Origin of the sequence: Photorhabdus sp. RW14-46 (genome assembly GCF_963887965.1) — a bacterium.
Classification (GTDB): domain Bacteria; phylum Pseudomonadota; class Gammaproteobacteria; order Enterobacterales; family Enterobacteriaceae; genus Photorhabdus; species Photorhabdus laumondii.
This window is the reverse complement of sequence record NZ_CAWPHH010000004.1, coordinates 1-22,685: the sequence shown is the minus strand read 5'-3', so window position 1 is coordinate 22,685 and position 22,685 is coordinate 1. Positions and strand designations below refer to the sequence as shown.

At 39.8% G+C, this 22,685-nt stretch carries 13 protein-coding genes and 1 other annotated feature; of the genes, 7 read left to right on the top strand and 6 right to left on the bottom strand.

What is annotated here, in order from left to right:
• Nucleotides 1-51: 51 nt before the first annotated feature.
• From trpCF to AACQ38_RS04790, 4 genes are read right to left on the bottom strand one after another with little or no spacing between them, the layout of a single operon-like run.
• Nucleotides 52-1,416 carry a bifunctional indole-3-glycerol-phosphate synthase TrpC/phosphoribosylanthranilate isomerase TrpF gene (trpCF, locus tag AACQ38_RS04805; protein WP_165577555.1) on the bottom strand — a complete coding sequence of 455 codons (1,365 nt, stop codon included), beginning with the start codon at nt 1,414-1,416 and terminating at the stop codon, nt 52-54.
• A gap of 2 nt (nt 1,417-1,418) precedes the next feature.
• Nucleotides 1,419-2,417 (bottom strand): anthranilate phosphoribosyltransferase, encoded by a 999-nt coding sequence (gene trpD / locus AACQ38_RS04800; protein ID WP_011146688.1) that lies wholly within the window; start codon nt 2,415-2,417, stop codon nt 1,419-1,421.
• A 13-nt stretch (nt 2,418-2,430) separates the two neighbouring features.
• Nucleotides 2,431-3,009, bottom strand: coding sequence for a glutamine amidotransferase-related protein (locus AACQ38_RS04795; protein ID WP_011146687.1), 579 nt, complete (start codon nt 3,007-3,009; stop codon nt 2,431-2,433).
• Complete coding sequence (locus AACQ38_RS04790) at nt 3,009-4,583, bottom strand: anthranilate synthase component 1 (RefSeq protein WP_165577554.1); 1,575 nt, start codon at nt 4,581-4,583, stop codon at nt 3,009-3,011. Before AACQ38_RS04790 ends, AACQ38_RS04795 begins: the two co-directional genes overlap by 1 nt.
• A gap of 28 nt (nt 4,584-4,611) precedes the next feature.
• Nucleotides 4,612-4,712, bottom strand: a sequence feature (Trp leader region).
• Nucleotides 4,713-5,470: 758 nt separating this feature from the next.
• Between AACQ38_RS04790 and AACQ38_RS04785 the strand changes: the two genes are divergently transcribed.
• From AACQ38_RS04785 to AACQ38_RS04755, 7 genes are all read left to right on the top strand, one after another.
• Nucleotides 5,471-7,105 carry a glycoside hydrolase family 18 protein gene (locus tag AACQ38_RS04785; protein ID WP_011146685.1) on the top strand — a complete coding sequence of 545 codons (1,635 nt, stop codon included), beginning with the start codon at nt 5,471-5,473 and terminating at the stop codon, nt 7,103-7,105.
• A gap of 96 nt (nt 7,106-7,201) precedes the next feature.
• Complete coding sequence (locus tag AACQ38_RS04780; protein ID WP_165577553.1) at nt 7,202-10,723, top strand: Tc toxin subunit A; 3,522 nt, start codon at nt 7,202-7,204, stop codon at nt 10,721-10,723.
• Nucleotides 10,716-14,804 carry a Tc toxin subunit A-related protein gene (locus tag AACQ38_RS04775; protein WP_165577552.1) on the top strand — a complete coding sequence of 1,363 codons (4,089 nt, stop codon included), beginning with the start codon at nt 10,716-10,718 and terminating at the stop codon, nt 14,802-14,804. Before AACQ38_RS04780 ends, AACQ38_RS04775 begins: the two co-directional genes overlap by 8 nt.
• 127 nt (nt 14,805-14,931) lie before the next feature.
• Complete coding sequence (locus tag AACQ38_RS04770) at nt 14,932-16,800, top strand: glycoside hydrolase family 18 protein (protein ID WP_165577551.1); 1,869 nt, start codon at nt 14,932-14,934, stop codon at nt 16,798-16,800.
• Between the two features lie 201 nt (nt 16,801-17,001).
• Nucleotides 17,002-17,862, top strand: coding sequence for an RNase RNM (gene rnm / locus AACQ38_RS04765; protein WP_049789779.1), 861 nt, complete (start codon nt 17,002-17,004; stop codon nt 17,860-17,862).
• 27 nt (nt 17,863-17,889) lie between these two features.
• A complete protein-coding gene (locus AACQ38_RS04760; protein ID WP_011146680.1) occupies nt 17,890-18,510 on the top strand; it encodes an L-threonylcarbamoyladenylate synthase in 621 nt (206 codons plus the stop codon).
• Nucleotides 18,511-19,117: 607 nt separating this feature from the next.
• Nucleotides 19,118-20,266, top strand: a complete 1,149-nt coding sequence (locus AACQ38_RS04755; protein ID WP_242685522.1) for a C2 family cysteine protease — start codon at nt 19,118-19,120, stop codon at nt 20,264-20,266.
• Between the two features lie 595 nt (nt 20,267-20,861).
• On the opposite strand, the gene AACQ38_RS04750 is transcribed toward AACQ38_RS04755, so the two are convergent.
• Nucleotides 20,862-21,155 (bottom strand): hypothetical protein, encoded by a 294-nt coding sequence (locus tag AACQ38_RS04750; RefSeq protein ID WP_228957021.1) that lies wholly within the window; start codon nt 21,153-21,155, stop codon nt 20,862-20,864.
• Nucleotides 21,118-22,685: DUF637 domain-containing protein (locus AACQ38_RS04745; RefSeq protein WP_207631787.1), on the bottom strand; the 1,568-nt coding region annotated here is incomplete at its 5' end. The genes AACQ38_RS04750 and AACQ38_RS04745, both read right to left, overlap by 38 nt.

The window sequence follows — 22,685 nt, the reverse complement described above, 5'->3', positions numbered from 1 at the left end:
TTGAAATATAGTAATTAATCAGAAAACAGTAATTAATCGAAAAATTGCTGTTTATTGGTAACAGCGTAACAGTTGAAACACCTTATTTAGTTTATGACTGCTTTTAATGCCAGGTGCGTTTTCGACGCCAGAGTTAAAATCAAGTCCGCAACAGCCATATTTTGCGGCTTGTTGGCAATTTTCTTCATTTAATCCACCGGCGAGCATGATGTTGGCGAGTGATTGTTTTTCAAGTAATTGCCAATCGAAACTTTGGCCGGTTCCACCTTTGCCGTTATCAAGTAAATAACGGTCAACATTTCCGGCTTTGGTGTGAAATTCATCTTTCGACATATCAATTGCTTTCCAGATTTGACAATTTTCAGGCAATATTTTTCGCAATTCCTCAATATAAACTTCGCCTTCGGCACCATGTAATTGCACCGCAGCCAGAGAAAGGACACGGGCGGTATGACTGATGAATGCAGATGATTGATTTTGAAATACCCCGACATATTTGAGATTTGCTGCATTGATAATTTGTTGGGCCTGTTGGATATTAATTTTACGCGGTGAATGTTCAGCAAATATCAAACCACCATAAACAGCACCTGCCTGTAATGCCACTTTCGCATCTTGTGGGCGAGTTAATCCACAGACTTTATTTTCACCCAGAATCAGTTGACGTAATGCTAAGTCCAAATTGGATTGGGCCATCAAAGCACTGCCAATGAGAAAGCCATTAGCATAATGGCTAAGCTCACGAATTTGTTGATGCTGGTGGATACCCGATTCGCTAATAACAATAGTTTCTTCCGGTAACTGTGGCGCAAGTTGTTTGGTACGGTTTAAATCGATAGAAAGATCTCTCAAATCACGGTTATTGATACCTATAACTTTAGCTTTTAGTGCAACCGCTCTGGCTCGCTCTTCTTCTGAGCTGATTTCAGTCAGTACGCCCATATTCAGGCTATGCGCAAGTTCAGACAGCGTAATATATTGCTGATCATCAAGAACAGAAAGCATCAGCAAAATCGCATCGGCTTGATAATAGCGGGCGAGATAAACCTGATAAGGATCGATAATAAAATCTTTGCACAATACCGGCTGGTGAACGGTATCACTGACTAAACGAAGAAATTCATAGTTGCCTTGAAAATATTTTTCATCGGTTAATACAGAGATGGCAGTTGCATAGGGCTGATAAATTTTTGCTATTTGAATTGGATCAAAATCTTGGCGAATAACGCCTTTAGAAGGAGATGCCTTTTTACATTCCAGAATAAAAACGGTCTGTTCACTGTTTAGTGCCTGATAAAAATGACGGTTGCTGGCAACAACAGCATTAATAAAACTTTCCAATGGTTGTTGCTGTTTACGATGAATAAGATATTCGGCTTTATCATTAACAATTTTCTGTAAAATGGTAGCTTGCATGATTAACTCCTTGTTGCAAGTGCTATAACTCGTTCATAAGCTCGGCCACTGTGAATGGTTTCGAGAGCTTGTTGGGTGTTATGACGTAAATCTTCCTGTCCATGAATTTTCATTAACAGAGCAACGTTAGCCGCAACGGCATCAGCATGGGCTTTCTTACCCCGTCCTTGTAACAATAAACTGAGCATTTCATGATTATCCACGGGTGAACCTCCTTTTAATGCTGACATTGGATGACGTTGTAAACCAAAATCTTCAGCATTTAATTGATAATGGATAATTTCTCCATCGTTAATTTCTGCCACTTTCGTTGGTGCATGCAGGGCGACTTCATCCATGCCTCCGCTGTGTACAACCGCTGCCCGTTGATAGCCAAGAACCAGTAAGGTGCGGGCAATCGGTTCAACGAGCTCCGGGCTGTAGACGCCAATTAACGCTAATGGCGGACGTGCCGGGTTAATCAAAGGACCTAATATATTAAATATAGTCCGGGTTTTCAGTTGTTGACGTACCGGCATCGCATGACAGAATCCCAGATGATAATGTGGCGCAAACAGGAAACAGATGCCGATTTCATCCAGTGCACTACGGGCACATTCCGCGCTGATGTCAAGGGCGATACCAAACGCTGCCAGCAAATCAGAAGAACCTGATTGGCTGGAAACGCTGCGGTTACCATGTTTGGCAATTTTAATCTGGCAAGCCGAGGCGACAAAGGCACTGGCGGTTGAAATATTGATACTGTTCGCACCATCACCGCCTGTTCCAACGATATCGCAGAAAGTGTAATCTGGCCGTGGGAATGGCAGGGCATTTGCCAATAATGCTTGGGCTGCACCGGCAATCTCCTGTGGTTGTTCACCTCGTAATTTCATGCTGATAAGTACAGCAGCGAGTTGTGGTTCACTTAATTCTCCTTGAATAATGGCGGCAAATAGTTGCTGGCTTTCTTGTTGTGTCAGTGTTTGCGCATTAAACAATTTGTTGAAAATAGCTTGCATTTTCATCTCCCTTTTAATTTAGTGCCCAAACCAGAGTTTGTTCAAGCAATTTAGCGCCATGAGTTGTGAGAATCGATTCTGGGTGAAATTGAAATCCACAAACTTTATGTTTATCGTGGCGAACTGCCATCACGGTGTCGCCACAACGGGCAGAAATAGTCAGTTCAGATGGAATTCGGCTACCTGTGAGAGAGTGATAACGGGCAACGGGTAGCGGGTTTTCCAGATTAGCGAACATAGCTTGATTATCGTGTTTTGCCAGAGAAGCTTTGCCGTGTAGGATTTCATCAGCAGCAGAAATTTTTCCACCATAAGCTTCAATAATGGCTTGATGCCCAAGACAGATGCCGATCACTGGGATTTTGCCGATAATTTGTTGGAGTAATTGGGGCATACAACCTGAGTCAGATGGTTTACCCGGTCCCGGTGAAAGCATCAATAGCGGAGAGGAGAGCATTCTTAATTGCTGCATAATCATTTCAGTTGCCACAGTATTGCGATAGATAACAACCTGATGACCATGATTACGTAATTGATCGACGAGGTTATAGGTGAATGAATCCACATTGTCGAGCAGAAGAATATTTGCCATTAGAAAGTCTCCTCTGCCTGATGAGCCTCAATAATTGCCCGAATGACGGCTCTTGCTTTGTTACGAGTCTCTTCGGATTCGGCTAAAGGTTCGGAATCCAGTACGATACCTGCGCCAACCTGAATCGTCGCCATGCCATCTTCCACGTAAGCAGAGCGAATAACGATACAATTATCCATATCCCCTTTGCCGGTGAAATAACCGACAGCCCCACCGTAACTACCACGGCGTTCACTTTCATAGTGAGCGATAAGTTGCATTGCGCGTACTTTCGGTGCGCCGGTAAGGGTACCCATATTCATACAAGCTTGATAGGCATGAAAGGTGTCTAAATCATGGCGTAATGTCCCCACGACGCGGGAGACCAGATGCATAACAAAAGAGTAGCGATCAACTTTTGTCAGATCCGCGACATAGCGACTGCCCGGTTCACAAATGCGGGCCAGGTCATTACGCGCCAAATCAACTAACATTAAGTGCTCAGCTAGCTCCTTATGATCTGTTCGCATTTCCAGTTCGGTCCGGCTATCAAGATCCGCATCCAGCTCGCCGGCCGCATTGCGCCCACGGGGGCGGGTGCCGGCGATTGGGTAGATTTCAATTTGGCGATTGGATGCATCATATTTAAGCGCGCTTTCAGGAGACGCGCCAAACAGACAGAAATCTTTGTCCTGCATGAAAAACATGTAGGGACTTGGATTGTGGTACTTAAGTTTTTGATAAGCATGAAGTGGTGCCGGGCAGGGTAAAAAGAAGCGTCTTGATGGCACTACTTGAAAAATATCCCCTTGGCGGATGTATTGTTGCAACTGTGCCACCATTTCTGCATAGCTCTTGTCATCCCGATTGTATGAAACTTTCATGGTTGGCAGAGAGATTTGTTGTACTGGCTCAATGGGCTCGGTAATGAGTGCCACTAATGTTTTCAATCGTTGTTTAAGGCGTTGCTCTTCTGCTTGAGAATCACTGAAAAGAGAGATTTGCAAGCGTGCATTTTTATTCTGGTGGTCGATCACCAATAACGTTTCTGCGAGATAAAAACAGAAATCTGGGCAGCGTTGAACGGTTTTTACTGCCGGTAACAGCTCAAATCCGGCCACCAGATCGTAGGAAAAAAGGCCGCCAACGAATATCGCTTCTGCGCTTGACGAATTATATGGTGACGGCTCTTCCGCCAGAGAGAGCAGGGCACGCAGTGCATCAAATACGGATACCGCTTTCAGACGATTATCTTCATCTATATTGTGATTGATGGGTGGGAAAATCACTTGAAGAGCATTGTGTGTTATTTCAGATTGAACGTCGCTGGAAAATTTGTTGGCCAAAATGGGTAATAAATTTCGCCCATTTTCTGTTAACGCGTCAAAAGTAACCTGATTGCCGTTGGCACTGATGCGCAAGGTACTATCGATAATTAGCAGACTTTTTAAGTTTTTTTTGCTGTTAATTTCCGCAGATTCTAGCAATAAAGTTGCTGGTCGCTCACCGCAGAGCTGGTTGAATAGCTGCGTAGGATCGGGTTGGTAAGCAGCTTCCTGCTCGATTACTGTGATTTTTGGTTGTTTATCCGTCATTTTGTCGTCCTGTTAATAAGCTATGCATATAAAAAAACCCGCTGATTAGGCGGGTTTTGGTAATTCGGCACTGTTGATTTATGTGCGTGACCATACCGCCCTTACTGGGAAGTTATGCCACCAACGGATAGACGTCATCAATACAGCCATTTTCAGTGCCTCTTCATTATCACTCTTGTACTAGTAAACTGGAACGAAATTGGTGTGTCAAGTATTTTTTGGTACGTTTATTAATTTGCTGTGTTATTTCTCGAATTTGAAATGACCAACGTTACAAGTAGTGCATTTCCCACAGAATCTATTCAAGAGATAACCCTATTTTAATAACTAGATAAAATTGAGGGTTAATTTGGCGACATTTTATTACGGTGTAACATAAAATAGTCAATAGTTAGAGATAAGATAATATAGGGTACTTAATTTTAATAAAATTATTATTTTATTGTCACAAATAACTCATATTATTATTTTATGGTATATCTTGATATATATTTAGTAATATTAAATATGTACATCATATTTCATGAAAAAAATAATTTAGCGATAGTAAAAATTGGTTAAAGAGCAGGATTGGCTGGATTTTGTTTGAGTCAATAGGCAAACGGGGAAAATAGATAATCAAATTTTATATCTTAATATGAAAAAAAGAGGTTTAACCGATATTACTGTGAGAAGTAGTATTCATAACTCTAACATATCGTGTTATTTAAAATTTAGATCTTTATAAGTTAAAACTATGTAATTATTTGTATTTAATACGTTATAGGTATGTCAGATGAACGATTTTTTAATCTGAATACTTATAGATCTCTACTTAATTCTGGCATCGGTCGCCATGATTTAACTCTCTGATGTTTAAAATAATTGTACTATTAGTGGAGTAAGATATGAGTGAAAATGAACCCAAAGCAGATAGCCAATTGGTGTATGAAACTGATCCATATAAGGTTAAGAATTCGGAAGAAGGCGCGGCGCAAAAAACTTATCGGTTAAATGGTTTTGATCCTAAGACAACCGATGGGGCATTATCCTATACCCCAACAAGACTCGCTAAAACGGTTTTTAATATTTATGAGCAGAAGGATGATTTTGGCGTTTTCTGTTATTTAACTGATTGGTCAATCTATGATGCGCGTTTTATTGACACAGCAAGCGAAGATGATTTTAAAAAGAATGGTGGCAGAAGCTCTGACTTAATGCGCTTTAAGGGTGATAAAGACAAGGGAAAACCGTTTCAGCGAATTATCTTTAGCTTTGCAGGTATTATTGGTGATCCCGGAGAGAAGAAAGCAACTATCATTGCTGCTGCGGGTAAAAATGGATGGAAAATGGGGGAGGACGAACAAGATATTCTTGAGAATCACGAAGGCAAACCTATTCCAATTGATCCCTGGGCTGATGTTGGCGCTTATCTTAATTGTGGCTTTACTGGGTGGAAGGGGGATGTTTGGGATTTATATGAACAAGCTAAAGCACAGGGAGTATTAGGCGGTTTACGTTTACTCAAGGAGGAAAATCCAGATCTGGAAATTTCTGTCAGTGTTGGCGGTTGGTCAATGAGCGGTGCTTTTTATAAAGTTTGTCGTGATGAGAAACTGCGCCAACGGTTTGTTGAGGGGGTTAAAGATTTATACACCAAATTCCCGATGTTTACTCACATTGATCTTGATTGGGAATATCCTGGTTCTGCGGGGGAAAGTAATCAATTTGATGAAGATGATTATAAGTATTTTGCTGAGCTTATTAAGGATTTAAAAAACTCAAATATCAGTAATTTGAAAGGAATTAGTATTGCAGCTTCTGCTGATGTAGAAAAAATTAAAGCCGCACATATTCCAGAATTGATCGCTGCCGGTGTCAATGAAATCAACTTAATGACTTATGATTTCTTTACATTGGGCGATGGGAAACTTTCTCATCATACTAATCTTTATCGTAATAAGGATGACCAGTATTCTAAATATTCAGTCGATGATGCAGTTAACTATCTTATCTCTTTAGGTATTAATAAGAAATTTATCTATATTGGTTATTCGGGTTATACGCGTAATGCCAGAACTGCGGAGTTAGAGAGTAAGGATAATGAACAGCTAGTTGGTAAATATACTGATGGAACATCCACGGTAGGGAGTTTTGAATACAGCGTAATTGAATGGACAGATATTATCTATAACTATGTTGATTATGAAAATCAAATAGGTCGTAATGGCTTTGCGGTTATTCATGATCCGGTTGCTAAAGCTGATTATCTTTACAATAAAGATCTCAAAGTATTTATGTCGTTAGATACGCCCCGCTCAGTAAGAGATAAAGGCCGCTATGTTAAAGAAAAAGGGCTTGGTGGTTTATTTATTTGGACCGGCGATCAGGATAATGGCTTATTAACGAATGCGGCTCATGAAGGGTTAGGCCGTAAAGCAGTTAAAAAAGTCGTAGAAATGGAGCCATTTTATTTCGAAGGTGAACTTCCTTCTTACGATAAACCGAAAGAGAAACAGTGTGAAGCATGTAAATTGAATTGAATTTATGCTTTAAAAAATCTCACTACTTAAAGTGGTTATAGTCTCTATAACTATTCTGTTCAGGTGTTTCCGATTAATTAGGTTGGGAATAATATAATGGATAAATATAAAAGCATTTCTCGTGAAAAACAGGATATAACACAAGTATCACCATTATTAGCTGCGGTGGCAGAAGTCAAATCATCAAAATTGCCATCAGGTTATAGGGTATTAAACGCAGTAGAGAAAGAAGATAATTCCACTATCACGCTGGTTAATACACTCCAGCGTCTGGGTTATCGCTCAATTTTTGATATTGCAGAAGTATCAAAGCAGAGATTTATTAAACGCCATAATGAATCTTTATCAGGTCATGCAGAGGTAATTTTTGATAAAGCAGTGAGTGCGGCTAATCAATTGGTACAAAGTTATCGGCAAAGACAATTGAGGGATTACGATGGCGCATTATTAACAAAAGCAAGCCATCAGGCAAGATATTCTTCTTATAGTAATAATGATGTAAATGATAAAGAAAAATTACCTGATTATAGTAGTTTATTTCCTGAGCCTTGGGATAGCTTTTGTCAGCCAAACGCTATTGAGTCCCTCGACAGTCCGGTAAATTACCTGCTTGATCTTTATAAGTTTGTACAACAAATAGAGTTAGATGGCTCTAATAATGCCGTGGGATTGGAACAAAGGCGTGCTGATATTCCTGACTTATTACTGAATAGTGATAATCTTTACAAAGAGATTACGGCAATATCTATTGTGAATGATGTTTTGTCGAAAAGTGCCAGGGAATATATTGATCAAACAGGTCAGGCGGAAAAACCGGTTAATCAGGTTTTGGGAGAGACGCGTTTTCCCTTTACATTACCCTATAGTTTACCCTCTCAACAGATCAATAAAGGTTTGGCCGAACAAGAGACTGAATTAGGTACAATTATTCAGCAAGTGAATCAACAATTTCCTTGGCATATCTTCACGGAAAATCGAGATCAGGCTCTGCTTGCTTATACTCAATTAAGTAAGGAGCAAATGACTTTACTGACAGAGAAAAGCCCATTTGCACAAAACTTTTTATCACGCGAACAACTTATTAATAGCTATTTCAGCACAAGTACAACAGAAGTATTGCCTGAACATGATGTTGTAAAACATGCTTATATTATTCATGCTGATGAAAATATCACTGGCCCGACATTATTGAGTGATAATGTTGATAAAGCCTATGATGAAATTGTTGTTACCTGTGAAAATAAAGCTAAAGAGACGATCAAAGTTAAACTTCGTGGTGAAAATGTTCTGACCTACAATCGCATAAAAGCGAGGATGGAGCCTTTCGATAACTCATCACCATTTAGTCGACAGTTAAAATTGACTTATGTAGAAAGTGATAATAGTGATATCGGTAATTTAGATAATGGTCCTTTCTTTGGTGAAATGACAGTTTATGCTGCGATACCAAGAGAGAACACAAATAATTCTTCGGTAAATATTGAAGGCATTAATTTCCTGACCATGACTTACCGTTTTGCTATTGCGAAACAAGGGACGGCACAATCAGAATTATTGCCAGAAGCTGAACAATTTTTCCAAGATAACTATGGTGTTTCTGCGGATGAAAGTGTGAAATTAAAAGAGATTTTATCTTTTGGTCAACAAACAGGCTCGAAAGTAACAGATCTCGAACACTTGTTTAATAGTGGTGATTTCCGGTCTTTAGTTTCGCCAAATGTGGTATTTTCTAATCCTATCTTCGATAGTGGGCAAACATCAGAACACTTTCCTGCACCTTATCACTATGGTGGAATTTATATAAATGCGGGGCAATTAGACGCATTAAGCATTGTGAGAACCGACTCTGGACGGGAAATAGATACAGTTTCCGATTTTCGTTATGATCGAATGAACCGCTTTATTCGTTTACAGCGTTGGTTAGCGTTACCTTATCATCAGCTTGATTTATTGGTAATTTCAGCAATAAAAGCGGAGTCCAATAATACCGATTTGGCTATCTCTAATAATACATTAAGATCATTAGGCTTATTCCGCCATTTATCGACACAATATAAAGTATTACCGGAGGCGTTTGCCGGATGGATATATCAAATTACGCCATTTGCTATCAGCAATAATATTCCGTTTTTTGATCAACTGTTTAATCAGTCTAAACTTTTTGATCAGCCTTTAATTCTGGATGGGAAAGAATTTAACTATACGGAAAATCAAGGTGATGGAGCAAAAACAGTTAAACAATTGTGTGCTGGGTTAGCCATTTCTTTATCCACATTTCAAGTGATTGCGCCTATTGTTGAGAACGCATTGAAGCTCTCTTCTGGCAAATTGGTGCGTAATCTTGATGTCGTATCCAGACTTTATCGCTTGGTGACTATTCCACGATTATTTAGTTTTTCTGCGGAAGATGGATTAATTCTGGCGGATATTTTAACCGATAAAAGCGAATATCTGGCAAATATACCGGCTTTAGGAGAGAAAGATGACATCCTCAGTATTATTGCTCAAATGGAAGTTTTGACTTCTTGGTTGACTAAAACAAAACTGACACCGATCAAACTTTCCTTATTATTAGGTAAAACTCAGCTTCCGGTCGTGCCAACAAGTGGTATGTTAACCTTTTATAAGGGAATTTCTGAGGGTTTGACTGATAATGTATGCTTACAAGAATCTGATTTTAATCGGCAAGAAATAAATAATATAGATTGGTGGACCGTTCTGTCAGGTGAAAATGGCGTTTTTGATAAGGAAAATGGATTAATCAAAGATATTCCATTGATATGGGGAAAAACAGATGAGGAATCTCTGAGGAAAGAAATAGAAGATATTGTAACGAATATAAGCCCAGATGATAATCAAATTAATATTGTCGTACAGATTATATTGCAAGCTAAAACCGCACAAGAGAGTCTATTATCTAGCGCTATTTCGGGTGAATATGGGGTATCAAGAGATATTGTGCCACTACAATTGCGTTGGTTAGGAAGTAGTGTTTATTCAGTGTTGAAAATGGTGTTAGATAATACACCAGAAAAAGTTGAAGATATTAAAACAGAGTTTCTGGACTTGACCTATAGTCTGTTAGTTTATACCCAATTAATTAATGCGTTGAGCATAGGTAATAATCTATTGTTATTACGCCTGACAAATCCGAAATGGCTTGGGCTAAATATAGATGAAACAACAGAAATAGCATTGTCGTTAGATGAAATTTTCCTGTTGAATCGCTATCAAAATTCACTGGAAAATGCGAAACAAAATGAAGATAAGGTTCAGGAATACTTTACTTTTGCTAACAGTGAAATTTTACCAAAGACAGAAGAGGATGATAATAATTATAAATGTGCGCAATTACTGGCTGAAATTTTAGATTGGAGTCCTGATGAAATTTATCTTGCTTGCGATAAAGGAGGATTAGAAAGAAAACGTGCGATGACCTTATCCCAAATAGATTGGATACGACGGCTACAACAATTTTCTGTGAAAACCCATTTATCTGTTGAGCCTTTATTAGGTGCTGCTGCACTTGATGTTAATTCAGATTTTGAAGCTTTCCAAAGCATCGGTGAAGCGGTAATGGCTGCATTAAAAGCACAAGGAGATGATGAGAATGTCTAATTTAATTGAAGCAAAATTACAGGAAAATTTGCGTGATGCATTAGTTGACTATTATCTTGGTCAGATTGTTCCGCATGATATCGATTTTCAATCTCAGCGTGAAGGAATTAAAAACGTTGATGACTTGTATGATTTTCTATTGTTAGACACTCAGGTTTCTTCCAAAGTAAAAACAGCCCGTGTCGCACATGTTACCCAATCGGTACAACAATATATTAACCGTATTGTTTTGAATTTAGAGTCAGGTTTATCGATGACTCAGGAAGAGGCAGATAATTGGCAGGAGTTTGCTAATCGTTATGGTTATTGGTCGGCAAATCAACAACTGGCTATTTACCCGGAAGTCTATGTTGATCCCACATTACGTTTAACCAAAACGGAATTCTTTTTCCAACTTGAAAGCGCACTTAATCAAGGTAAGCTCACGGATGATGTTGCTCAGAAAGCAATATTGGGATACCTGAATAATTTTGAAGAGGTCAGTAATTTAGAGATTATTGCTGGCTACGAAGATGGTATTGATATTGCCGATGATAAGATCTATTTCATTGCTAAAACACGAACTCAACCTTACCGTTATTTTTGGCGAACACTAGATGCCAAACAGCGTAATAATCAGACTGACGAACTCAATCCTACCGCTTGGGGTGAGTGGAAGCTGATTAATGTTCCTTTAGAAAATGCCTATAATGGTATTATTCGCCCAATTATTCTAAATAGTCGATTGTATATTAGTTGGTTTGAAGTTTCTGAAGAAAAACAAGATAAAGATAATAGTATTAAATATCGCACCAAACTTAATTTGGCTCATTTAGCGTTTGATGGGACCTGGAGTACCGGGACAACGGTTCGTGAGGATTTACTCGACCACTCAATGAAAGAGTTGATTGCGGTTCTCGATCGTACCGGAGACGCTGAACGTTTAGCGTTGGTCGCATTTGTACGCTTGAAAGGTTCGGATCAGGGAATACCGTACGATTATGATGAAGTCTTCACTTATGTTTGTGACAACCTATTAATGGAAGCAACGGATTTGCCCAAATCCACTTCAACATTATCTGACCTTGATGCATATGGTGCTGCTTTAGTTTGGTTCTATTTCCGGGAACCCTTAAATGGTGGACCGGAAGAATATAAGCAATTGGTGCTCTATCCCGTTAATAATAATATGAAATGGCCGATTGCCGAACCACCAATATTTGAAGGACAATTGGGTACAGTAAATGATTTCAAGCTAGATGCAACTTATGTTGACGGGACATTGAATATGTATCTTACGTCCACTTCAACGTATGTATATGATTTTAGCAGAAGCAAAAATATCCTCTATTGTATTTGGCTAGAAGATAGCAAGGGTGAACGCTGTTGGCTTGATTATAAGATACTGACTCCAGAAGATTATGATCCAAAGCTGAGTGTCACATTGAACCGTTGTGATAGAAATGATGTAACGGTTGTTACGGGTTTTAGTTTGCCATCAGAAACTGGAGATGTTGCGGGTAAAATTAAAACTAAGCTCAGTGTAGGTAAATTGCTTCGTGGCAAGATACAAATTAAACAGACTAAACAAACTCAGTATTTGCAATTTCCAAAAGAAGAGCAGCCAGAGGAGCAACGAGAAAGTTGGTATTCTGACAAAGCGATTCGTTTAAATACCCTGTTTGCAAAAGAGTTAATTAGTAAGGCGAGTCAAAAACTGGACAAAGTTCTCAGTTGGGAAACTCAAAATATTCATGAAGAGCCGATTACTGGCAATGTTTCAAAACCTATTGACCTTAAAGGGGCAAATGGTATTTATTTCTGGGAATTATTCTTCCATATGCCATTTATGGTGGCCTGGCGGTTTAATGTCGAACAGCGTTATGAGGAAGCTAGCCGCTGGATTAAGTTTATTTTTAATCCTTTTGAAAGTAATGACGAACCGGCGCTAGAACAAGATAAACCACGTTATTGGAATAGTCGCCCGATCATTGACGAGCCCAAAAGATTACGCAGTCTGATAGAACCGGCTGATCCTGATGCAATTTCTGCCAGTGAACCTATTCATTATCGTAAGGCTATTTTTAACTTCTACGTTAAGAATGTTATTGATCAAGGTGATATGGAATATCGCAAGTTACAGCCTACTGCCAGAACGCTGGCACGTCTGAGCTATGCAACGGCAAGTTCATTATTAGGTGCGCGTCCTGATCTCCAATTAGCCAGTTCCTGGCAGCCAATAACCCTTGAGGATGCATCATATAAGAAAAATAGCGCAGTACGTGCATTGGAGATGATCAGTTATCCTTTGCCTTATGCCCCGGTGGTTCATGATAAAACAATTCGTGCGCTGGATAATGATCTCTTTATGAAACCGATTAATGAAGAGTTAACGGCCCTGTGGGATAAAATAGAAAACCGGATTTACAATTTACGGCATAATTTAACGCTGGATGGTAAAGAAATTTCCATGGATCTTTATGATTCAAAGATTTCTCCTCGTGGATTAATGAATCAGCGTTATCAGAAGGTTGTTGCTGCCAGAAATGCTAGCAGAATGAATTTCAGAGTACCAAATTATCGTTTTGAACCGATGTTGGCGCGGGCTAAATCGGGTGTTGATACGTTGATACAATTTGGTAGTACGTTGTTAAGCCTGTTAGAACGGAAAGATAATTTGAGTTTTGAATCATTCCAGATGGTTCAGAATAATGATCTCTACCGTTTTGCGGTTGACCTCCAGCAACAAGACATCAATATTAATCAGGCCAGTCTTGATGCATTGCAAGTGAGCAAACAATCTGCTCAGGAGCGGTACGAACATTATAAAAGTCTTTATGATGAAAATATTTCGTCAACGGAGCAGCAGGTTATTGAATTACAGGCTCAGGCATCTTCTGCTCTATTAGCTTCACAAGTATCAAGAACAGCGGCGGCAGCACTGGATTTAGTTCCCAATATTTATGGATTGGCCGTTGGGGGGTCACGTTGGGGTGCCGCTTTAAATGCTGTTGCTGAAATAGCAACTTTGAAATATCAGTCTGATAATACTAAAGCTGAAAGCCTCAGTGTTTCTGAATCTTATCGCCGTCGCCGGCAGGAGTGGGAACTGCAATATAAACAAGCTGAATGGGAAACAAAGTCTATTGATCAACAAATTAATATTCAGCAGTTGCAGGTCAGTGCCGCGCGTAAACGTTTGGTGCAAGTTGAAGCGCAACAACAACAATCTCAGGCACTGTTGGCTTATTTCTCCAGCCGTTTTACCAATGAAAGTTTATATACTTGGATGATTAGTCAGATCTCAGGCCTCTATTTACAGGTTTATGATGCTGTTTCATCATTGTGTTTATCTGCACAAGCCTCTTTACAGTATGAGCTTGGGCTAGGCGAGCAGAATTTTATTGATGGTGCGAGTTGGAATGATCTCTATCAAGGGCTGTTGGTTGGTGAAAATCTGAAATTGGCGTTGCAACGTATGGAACGCACTTATGTTGAGCAAAATTCACGTAAATTGGAAATTATCAAAACGATTTCGCTTAAATCTTTATTGGGTGAGGAGTGGGAAACAAAACTTCAAACCTTGAAATCGCATAACCAAATTACGTTTAATTTGGATGAAACCAAACATTTTGTTCCAGATTATACGGGCTTATTTAATCGGCGGATTAAATCAGTTTCAGTGACGCTACCGATGTTAATTGGGCCTTATGAAGATATTTGTGCCAAATTAAGTTTGTCGGGTGTGAGTAGCTATACGACAAAAGCGGATCTCAAAACCGTTGAAAAGATGTTAAAAGAGGGAACTCGTGCGGAAACACCTTATACGGTGCGCAGCATCCAGCCTAATCAACAAATCGCTTTATCTACGGGGATTAATGACAGTGGAATGTTCACACTTAATTTCGATGATGAACGTTTCTTACCCTTTGAGGGGGTAGGGGTAGGATCGAGTTGGAATTTCCAATTTACCAATACCTCACAGGATTTAGAAAGCTTAACCGATGTTATTCTTCAAATTCGATATACCGCACAAGAAGGATCTGCATCATTTGGCTCGGCTGTTAAGGCATTATTGAGTAAGGAAAACCCAGATTTGTGATAACGAGAATTAAGCATTAAATGAATCAGTCACCTGAATTTAAAATGCTTACTCATTATCTTTAACATTCAAATTAGCCTCTTCTAATGATGTGGAGGCTAAATATAAATCGCATTGGAGTTTATAAATGGTAAATAAATATACTTATACCTCATCGAAATCCATGTCCGACATCAGTGATATTGTTGGTGAACCATTAACTGCATGGAATAATCAGGCAGGCGGCCAAGTTTATAATGTTATTTTTAATAGTGGTGTTTATACCAATACCTATTGGGTTGAGCGCTGGCATATTCCCGATCCTACGGCTAAAGAGGGAACACCGCATAATGCTTGGAAATATATTCGTCCAGCGACGGAAGATGAGATAAAACAGCACGGAAATCCTACCGATGGGCGTGTTGATCCAACCGAAGATATTCCTTCACCAGTTTTACAACCGGATGCTATTACAGAACAAACCTATCAACGGCCGGATGTTAATTTTAAACCTGATGGTTCAGCGGGTAATCTTTCTTATACTGCGTCGCGTGTTTGTCGCCCGATGTATAATGAATATGAAAGCGATAAATCCAGACCAAAACTTTCTGCTTATATTACTGATTGGTGCCAATATGATGCGCGCTTAGATGGTAAAAATGAAGACGCTGATCAGCGGGGAAGAGGATTTGATTTAAGCACTATCAATGTGGCTGCCTATGATAAATTAATATTCAGCTTTTTGGGTATTTACGGTGATACTGGTGTAAAAGGGGATAAGATCAAAGAAGTTGCCGATGGTTGGAATAGCCAGAGTGAAATAAAAATTACTGAAGGCCATATTGTTCCTCTTGATCCTTATGGCGATTTAGGGACTGCCCGTAATGTGGGATTACCTAAGGAAAGTGCTAACACTAATATTAATGCAGGAACATTTCTGCCTTTTTATCAACAAAAGAAAGCGTCCGGTTTATTAGGTGGATTACGCGAATTACAAAAAACGGCGCGTTTAGCGGGTCATAAACTTGAACTGGCTTTTAGTATTGGTGGCTGGAGTATGTCCGGTTATTTCTCCGTGATGGCGGCTGATGAAACAAAACGTGGCGTTTTTGTTGACAGTATTGTTGATTTTTTTGCGCGCTTTCCTATGTTCAGTTGTGTCGATATTGACTGGGAATATCCCGGAAGCCCAGGTGAGGATGGTAATGTTATTAGTGATAAAGATGGAGAACACTACGCTCTGTTAATTAAAGAATTACGTGAGTCTTTGGATAGTCGATTTGGTCGAGAGGATAGAAAAGAGATCTCCATTGCTTGTAGTGGTGTAAAAACGAAATTAGCAACATCCAATATTGCCGAATTAGTCAAAAATGGTCTGGATAATATTTACTTAATGAGTTACGACTATTTTGGTACTGGTTGGGCACCTTATATCGGCCATCATACTAATCTCTATTCACCAAAAGATCCTGATCCATCAGGCGCATCTGATTTATCTGCGGAAGTTGCTATCAATTATTTGCATCAGGAACTTGGCATACCTTTGGAGAAAATTCATTTAGGCTATGCTAACTATGGTCGTGCAGGCAAAGGGGCAAATCTTGAAACGCGTGAATATAATAAAACGGGTGAGGCGTTAGGAACAATGGAAAAAGGTTCACCTGAATTCTTTGATATTGTTAATAATTATCTGGATAGCGAACATACTCTCGCTACCGGGAAAAATGGCTTTGTGTTAATGACAGATACCAATGCTGATGCCGATTTCTTGTTTAGTGAAACAGAAGGACATTTTATCTCATTAGATACGCCACGCACGGTGAAACAGAAAGCGGAATATGTCGCTACGAATAAACTGGGCGGTATATTTTCTTGGTCAGGCGATCAGGATTGTGGCTTGTTGGCAAATGCGGCCAGAGAAGGGATGGGCTATATTGCCAAATCTAATGATGAAACTATCGACATGGGGCCACTCTATAATCCGGGTAAGCCCTATTATTTGAAATCTATCGGTTAGGTGAAGAAAAACGCCGGTTAATTCTTCTTTGCCAATAAAAAGGGATATCGCTTTTCTTATCTGTCCGTTTTTCTATTCTTAAAATAATCATGTTTAGCCCGATATTCCAGGGCTGAACATGATTATTTCTGTAAAACGCTACCATTTACCGTTAAGCTATCCCATCAAGCGTTTTAAGCTATTCGGGCAGAGAAAGAGATAATGACAAATTCAGCCACTGAGTTAGTAACAATTTACGATCTGCATAGCCATACGACTGCATCGGATGGTTTACTTTCACCAGCAGAATTGGTCGAACGAGCGGTGGCAATGGGCGTTAATGTATTGGCCGTGACTGATCATGATACAACGGATGCTATTTTGCCAGCCCATGAATATATCAACCAACATGATTTGCCATTAAAGCTCATATCAGGGGTTGAGATATCCACCTTGTGGCAAAATATGGAGATTCATATTGTTGGTCTGAACATTGATATTCAGTCAAATGCAATAATTGAATTACTTAATAAACAATCTGAACTCAGGAAAGAACGAGGAATTGAAATAGGTCGCAAGCTGGCAAAGGTGGGTATTCCCGATGCTTGGGCAGGCGCGAGCCGATTAGCGAATGGTGGACAAGTAACACGAGGCCATTTTGCCCGTTATTTAATTGAAATAGGCAGAGAGCCAACAGTGGCGAAAATATTTAAAAAGTATCTGGCAAAGGGAAAAATCGGATACGTTCCACCGCAATGGTGTACAATTGAACAAGCTATTGATGCCATTCATCAATCAGGTGGTCAAGCAGTCATTGCGCATCCGGGACGATATGATTTATCGACCAAATGGTTGAAGCGTCTGATTGTCTGGTTTAAACAACATGGTGGTGATGCAATGGAAGTTGCACAGTGCCAGCAGGCACCTAACGAGCGGAAATATCTCGGTCAATTGTCACGGGAATATGATTTGATGGCTTCGTTAGGTTCTGATTTTCACCAGCCTTGTTCATGGATAGAATTAGGGCGTAAATTGTGGTTACCCGGTGATGTGGTACCAATATGGCGTAACTGGTCACTGTAGGGGCTGCATAAAATTAAGAGGTAATTTATGAGCCAGTTTTTTTATATTCATCCAGATAATCCGCAGCCCCGCTTAATAGGGCAAAGTGTGGATATGTTGAAAAAAGGTGGGGTGGTTATTTACCCCACTGATTCCGGTTATGCGATTGGTTGCCATCTGGAAGATAAAGATTCGATGACTCGGATATGCCGTATCCGCCAGTTAGATAGTCATCATAATTTCACCTTAATGTGTCGGGATTTGTCAGAAATATCGACCTATGCTTATGTCGATAATTCAGCTTTTCGGCTGATTAAAAATAATACGCCGGGCAATTACACGTTTATTTTGCGTGCGACGAAAGAAGTCCCTCGCCGTTTGATGAATGATAAGCGGAAAACTATCGGGTTACGTGTTCCATCCAATCCAATTGCCTTGGCGCTTCTTGAACAAGTGGGTGAGCCATTGATGTCCACGAGCCTGATTTTGCCAGGCAATGATTTTGCTGAATCTGATCCTGAAGAAATTAAAGATAATTTGGGAAAACAGGTTGATCTGATTATTCATGGGGGTTATTTAGGGCAACAGCCTACCACCGTAATTGATTTAACTGAGGATACGCCGGTTGTAATACGGGAAGGGGCTGGCAATATCACGCCATTCTTATAAGTTACGCAGTAATTATTTTCAGAATCTATATAAAGCCTGTGTATTATACGCAGGCTTTATACCCGTCATCTTTCAAGTTGCCTCTTTGTTGGCTGCGCTCGCTCACCCCGGTCACATAGTTACCTATGCTCCCGGGGATTCACTCCCTTGCCGTCGCGATCCATCTTGAAATCCATAGGGTATATATTTTTGATTTTTTAATTGAATCGAAATGGTTATTGTTATTTCGAATTATTAATACTAACTCAATAAAATAAGACCATCATCTATTTAATAATTAAGTTGATTTTAATAACGTGATAAGGAAATATTTACCTCGCCTAAGGTAAGTTTATTCGCTGATTATTTACTGCCAATCTCAATAGGGCTATTTTATTTGCCATTTTGAACCTGGGAAGTGCTCAAAATCCTCACGTACTACGTGTACGCTCCGGTTTTTCCGCGCTGTCCGTGTTCACTGTTCATTGATAAGAATGGCCTGCAACAATTACGCTTATTGAGATAGGCTCTTAATCATATTATTAGGTATAAAACCTTTGGGCTGGCTATTTAATATAAATTACAGCGTAAGGTTATCCATTCATTATAAAATCAAGGGATATTGAAAATGTCAGTTGTTAATTTCTCCGATAAACCAGTTGATGTCGCTAATGTTCATACATGGCCGAAATCACCAGATAGGGATTTAATCGCATGTGGACGTGACGCATATGCTGAAAAAACAGTGCAAGAAGCATTGAACGGAGATCCTGATAAAGCGGTAAAATTAAGTGAATTAAATGATATTCTGGCTGCCTGTGAACCTTTTAACTTTAAAGGCGTCACTTTATATGCAAAAGATCCTGTCTTGGCCTTAATTAAAGCGTTATCAGAGAAGAGTGCCTATTTAGTCGATGATTCATATCCTCCTAAGCAATGGCAGAGCGGGGGAGTTAACAACCATAGCCGTATTAAAGATTTTATTGAATCTCCGGGTATGTTTATTAAAGGGATAGAGATGATCGATATGGGTCAGCTTTATCTTGGTAATTGCGGCTTTGTTAGCACCATTGGGGCAATTGCATCCCATCCTGAAGGGCATAATTTGTTATTTTCTGCTATCTATCCACCGGTTTATAACCCAACGGGCATTTATTCGATCAGAATCATCAATCAATCGACGGTTGGTTATTTATTGATTGACGATGATCTGCCACGAGTGAGTTTTTCTGCTATGGAAGATAAAAATGAGTTTTGGTATTACCTGATTGAAAAAGCATTTGCGAAATTGCATGGAAGCTATGAGAATTTAGGCGGCGGTAATGAAATCTATTTTGGTATAGAATCGACAGCAAATACCAGTATTAATCAGGGTAATCAGGATCGTATTTGGGATGAGAAATTTATTGATATCTTCAAAATAAAACATCATGTGACTTATCAAGGAACCGGTTCATCAACGGATTTGGTATCAGGTCATGCTTATTTAATATTAGATGCTCAGCAATGGAATGATATTAAGTTAGTACGACTGCATAATCCGTGGAATGTCGTTAAATATAAAGGTCCATATTCGCCTGATGCTGCTGAATGGGAAAATATTCCAGCAGACGTGCAAAATGATATATTCCAGAATAATCGATTTGAGGGGAAATCATTCTGGATGCCATATGATCTCTATGTTAAAAATTTGCCAAAAATTAGTGATATGTATCTCAGTAAAATTATTCCTGATTCACTGAAAAGTATTGCAAATCCCTCTCCAATTCAAGAGTAATAGGATATAGGATTTGCCAGGATTGATTTGTAGGTCATTAATTTAATATTAGTGCCTGACATGAATGGCAAGCTAAATAAAAGCTTGATGAAACGTGGCCTGAAATTTTATAATTCATGGCCACTTTTATATTATTAAAAATTATATTTATTAATTAATTTTACTATTGAAAGAATGTGTGGATAAGTCAATTGTAGAAAATTAACTATTTATGGGTATTGGTAGTTTATTATATCGGGAGGTGGTCTTTTAAATAATTATAATTGCTCATATATTTGGCTAATCGTGTTTTAGCTCGGTTTATGTACTAATATTTCAGTGTTTTTCCAATGAATTTTAGTGTTGAGTAATAAACAAATATGCTGAATTGTAATATAAAGAATTTCCATTAGCCTGGGTTTTGATTAAAGTTCCTTTCGAGGGTTTTTATGAGAACTGTCCAAATACAGTTGATCGCCTTTCTTGATTATATCACCCAGTTTACTGGCTGATATGATGGGCTATAAATTCCCTGTGTTAGCGTATTGCTAACACAGGGAGAGTGGTCATTTTATTAACAAGAGATCACCCAAATCCATTTGCATACTCTTAAATTTTACAAATATTCTTTAGGTATATTTGATAGTTGCTCCTCTAGCGACCAATTTTTTGGCTTGGATTTTTCAGAGTTCCATTTTGCGCCTTTATCCAACCATTTGGATCTATAATTCTTTAATGCTGCTAAAATAGCGTCTTCATAGCCAAACTCTACCCCACAACAATCACAGATATCAAATGTTGGTGAGTTACCATCTTCACCCCACGGAGGATCTAACTGTTCTGCACCACACACACGGCATACATATAATCTATTATTTTTGTGCATTGAAGTAATCCAAATTTGTTTCATATCCATGATCTACTGGATTTGGTTTAAACATTGTTTTCGGGACATTATCCACATTTTTTACTGCAAAAATATTTGTTTTTGGATTGTAATACAAGGTATCACCATTAGCTCGGGTTTTGACTAAAGTTCCTTTTGGAGGATTTTTAATAAAATTATGGGTGGCTTCGACATATTGTTTTGAATTCTGATATTCAGGGAATTCACTTTTATGTTTATCCCAGTGGCCGTAAGCATTTGCTACAGGCTCTTTTTTCTTCGTTTCTGTCCATATCTGAGTTTCTTTCGTTTTGCTTGAGCCTATTGTGTTGCCAACATGACGACTCTTCCCAACAATCGAAGCAACCGAAGCTTTACCGCCGATAGCACCACCAATACCGGCAGATTCTACCGCCTCTTTGGCTATCAGTGCACCTTTTTCCCAAGCTGGCAACGAGTTATACAACAGCCCTAAATCGTTCTGGTTTTCTGTCGTCACAAACTGGCTGAGACGATGAGTATCTTCAGCCGATAAGCCAAACATCCATCTCAGACCACTGATGGCATCCGCTGTTTTTATCCCACCTTCCATTTCAGCCTGATAGGTCAGTGTGCATAACCCACCGTTCCCGGCACAGTGAGACAACATTTCTGCCCGTTGTGTAGCGCCCAGTTTGTTGTATTTGTTCCAGATTGCTTCGGTAGGGGTTCCTTGCTTATTGGCTTCCTGGAGCTCTCTAGCCAGATTGTAGGCATTCATGGAGTTCAGGTGGTTAAAGAGAATAACAATTTCCCCGGCATTAGCCCCACTGTTAGCCCCTTTGGCGCTGTTGGTCGCAATGGCCCCTGCGACGCTGCCGATGATTTTGCCACCCGCCTGAATTTTCATTGGATCATTGAATGTTTTATCCAATGTTATCGCGGCCAATTCTGCGGCTAATGCCCCAGCCGCCGCCCCTTTGGCATCACCGCCGCCAATTTCCGCAGCAAGGGCAGAAACCGCCGCATGGCTAATGGCTTTTCCGGGTAAATCTAACACCTGACCGTTAGCCCCAATCAACCCGGCACCTTCGGCGTTAATCTGGCTGCCAATATTGGCAAGTAATGCGGTGGTAAAATTGTCCTTAAAACTACCGCCATTGATGGCTGTACCAAGGCTGGAACTGATAATGGATTGACCGGCGATCCGTTGAGCCACTTTGCTCCAGTCGCCATTGCTCAGTTTAGGTAATGTCGCTTTTGCCGGGTCAATTTGAGCGCCATTGGCGGCTTTATCCCATCCCATGACGTTATCAAAACCCGCCAGTGCGCCACCCATCGCCATTGATGTGATAGTTGATTTAACGGTATCGCTGCTTCCCATATCCTTAAGGGTTTTCGATAGGTTTCCTTTATTATTAATAAGCTTAACTGCTGCCGTAGAAGCTAGAGATGAGATACCCGCAGAAACTGCGCCGTATGTGGCGGTATTCACTGTTGCTGCTGTTGCAGCACTGGCTCCGGCTGCGGTAGCACCACCACTGGCTGCACCCGCGGCACCATTGGCAGCCGCTA